At 74.9% G+C, this 2,846-nt stretch carries 2 protein-coding genes; one reads left to right on the plus strand and one right to left on the minus strand.

Going from position 1 to position 2,846, the window contains the following annotated elements; translation table 11 throughout:
- The first annotated feature begins 262 nt into the window (after positions 1-262).
- Positions 263-1,060: an IclR family transcriptional regulator gene (locus tag B7767_RS12285; RefSeq protein ID WP_179167123.1), complete on the plus strand. Its 798-nt coding sequence runs from the start codon at positions 263-265 to the stop codon at positions 1,058-1,060.
- A 57-nt stretch (positions 1,061-1,117) separates the two neighbouring features.
- On the opposite strand, the gene B7767_RS12290 is transcribed toward B7767_RS12285, so the two are convergent.
- Positions 1,118-2,846 (minus strand): hypothetical protein (locus B7767_RS12290; protein ID WP_085572229.1); only part of this gene is annotated, 1,729 nt, incomplete at its 5' end.

Genomic DNA, 2,846 nt, shown 5'->3' on the forward strand with positions numbered 1-2,846 from the left:
TGGAATCAGCGCAACGGCGTGGTGTCCGCGCCCAGCAGCACCGCGCGGGCCCTGCGGCGCGAGCGGCGCCGCGCCCGCCGTCAGCAGCGGGCCGCCCAGCGGGCGCAGGCTCGAATACGCCGACGGGGCGGAGCCGGGCAGCTCTCGCACCCCTGAGACCGCTTCCTCGCCGGGACGCGGGCCCTCGGTACGCTGAAGTCGCACATGGCGCGCCGGCAGGCGCCCTGCGCAACGGTTACCGACAGATGGTGAGAGCCGAGCCATGACCGGCGAGCGGAAACAGCCCGGGGGGACCGGGAGGGGCACGACGAGTGCCGTGCAGTCGGTGGACCGTGCGGTGAGCGTGCTGGAGATCCTGGCACGGCACGGCGAGGCGGGTGTCACGGAGATCGCCGGCGAGCTGGGCGTGCACAAGTCCACGGCCTTCCGGCTGCTCGGTGTCCTGGAGAACCGCGGTCTCGTGGCACAGACGAAGGACCGCGGCAAGTACCACCTGGGTGCCGGTGTGCTGCGCCTCGCGGGGGCGGCCGCCGTACGGCTGGACATCTCGCAGGAGGGCGTCCCGGTCTGCCGGGAGCTCGCCGACGAGCTGGGCGAGACGGTGAACATAGCGGTGCTGGACGACGACGCCGCCGTCAACATCATGCAGGCCCGGGGCACGGCGTCGGTCACCGCGCAGGACTGGCTCGGCAGGCGCACCCCGCTGCACGCCACCGCCGGCGGCAAGGTGTTCCTGGCCCACCTGCCACCCGTCGTTCGTGAGGGTCACCTCGCGCGCCCGCTGCGTCGGTTCACGGAGCGGACGATCGTCGTGGCGTCGGAGCTGCGCGGTGAGCTGGAGACGGTGGTCGAGCGGGGGTACGGCGCCACGCTGGAGGAGCTGGAGCTGGGACTCGCGGCCGTCGCGGCGCCGGTCCGCTCGCACGACGGCACGGTGATGGCGGCGATCAGTGTCTCCGGACCGGTGTACCGGCTGGGTGCGGACCGGCTGCCCGAACTGGGCGGCCGGGCGGTGACGGCGGCGGCCGAGTTGTCCCGGCGCATGGGCTACGGCCTCTGAGCCCCGGCCGGGGCGCCGCCTGATCGGCTTCGGGGCCTCCTCCGGGGCACTGCCTGATCAGCCGCTCGCCGCCGCGGGCCGCTTGAACATGCGGGTCGCCGTGATCTCGCTGTGTGCCTCCTCGGCCGGGTCCTGCTGCGGGAGCCCCGGCCGGAGGTGTTCCTCCACGCTGATGTACTTCAGGCCGGCCCGCAGGTCGGCGTCGTTCCGCAGCCGGATGACCAGCGGGAACTCCGCGAGCGCCGTGGTGTCGAACAGACCGGTGGTGTACAGGAGCTGGACGCCGAGCGCGTCGGAGACCGCGCGCTGGAGCTCCAGGAGATAGGTGGCGTTGGCGCGGCCGATGGGGTTGTCCAGGAACAGCGTGCCGGCGTGGCGGTGCTTGTCCCGGCCGCGGTCGTTGGAGCGCAGTGCGGCCATCGTGCAGTACAGGGCGATGGCCGCGGTGAGCAGCTGGCCGCCGGAGAACACGTCGCCCATCTGGCCCACGGGGACGCGTTCGGCGCGCAGTACCGCGTCGGGCTTGAGGATCTCGACGGCGACGCCCTTGGGCTGGAGGGCGGCGGCGACCCCGCGCAGCAGCAGGGACATGCCGTCGCGCCGGAGGTCGGAGTTCTTCCTGACGGCCGCCCGGGTCGCCTCGTCGACGACCTCGCCGAGCCGCTCGGTGAGGGTGGCCTGGTCGGGCTCCTCGAAGCGGATGCGCAGGAACTCCTGTCCGGACCACTCGCCGAGCCCTTCCGGCAGCCGGGACAGCCGCTGGGCGGAGCGGAGGGTGGCGAGGGAGGACTCGACCAGGCCCCGCAGCCGGTCCACGATCGAGTCGCGGTTGCGCTCCAGCTGCTCCAGCTCGTCGGTGAGGACCCGCAGCCGGGGGGCGAAGGCGTCCGCCCACTTCTGGGCGTGCTCGGGCAGCGCCGAGGCGGGCAGTTCGCGGATCTGCTGGCGCGCGGGGGTGCGGACCTGCTCGTAGCGCGTGGAGTTGGCGTGCCGGACGAGGACGTCGCTCGCCTCGCGCACGGCGGACTCGGCGGCGGACAGGTCCGCGGCGCAGCCGCGCAGGGAGCGGCGGGCCTCGGCGGCGGACTGCCGGGCGTCCTCCAGTCCGCCCGGGTAGGGCTCGGGCTGCTCCTGCTCCTCCTCGCCGGCGTGCTCGCGCAGCAGGTCGCGGAGCATGGCGGCGATCTCGTCGAAGCCACTGGCCGCGTCCTCGGCGGCGCGGTGCGCGTCGAGGAGTCCGGCGTGGGCCTCCCGGGCCTGGCCCAGGGCCTCGCTGCGGGAGGCGAGTTCGGTGGTGGCGGTGCGCAGGAGGGTCTGCGCGTGCTCGGCGTCGCGCGGCACCAGCTCCTCGGGGAGCCCGGTGTGCGCCTCGCCGTCCTCGGGCGCGAGCCGTTCGGTCTCGCCGCGCAGCCGTCCGAGCTGCTCGCTCGCGCTGGACATGCGGGTCTCCAGGAGCTGCACCAGCTCCTCGGCGCGGGCGGCGGCGGCCTGCCGGCTGGGGCCGTCGGAGCCGTCGGGCGACTGGAGCAACTGCTCGGCGCGGGTGCGGACCTTGTTGCTGAGCCGGTCCAGTTCGGCGCGGGCGGCGCTCTCGTCGCTCTCCGCGCGGGCCTGTTCGGCGCGCAGGTCGGCGCCGACGCCGACCTTCTCGTACAGCTGGGACGCGGCGCGGTAGGCCTCGCGCAGGGCGGGCAGGGAGGCCTGCGGCGCTGCGGTGCCGTCCTCGGGCACGTCGTCGGGGGCGCCCGCGATCTCGGAGCGCTCGGCGCGCAGCGCGCGGGCGGTG

The sequence above is a fragment of the Streptomyces sp. 13-12-16 genome (genome assembly GCF_002114215.1).
Lineage (GTDB): Bacteria > Actinomycetota > Actinomycetes > Streptomycetales > Streptomycetaceae > Streptomyces.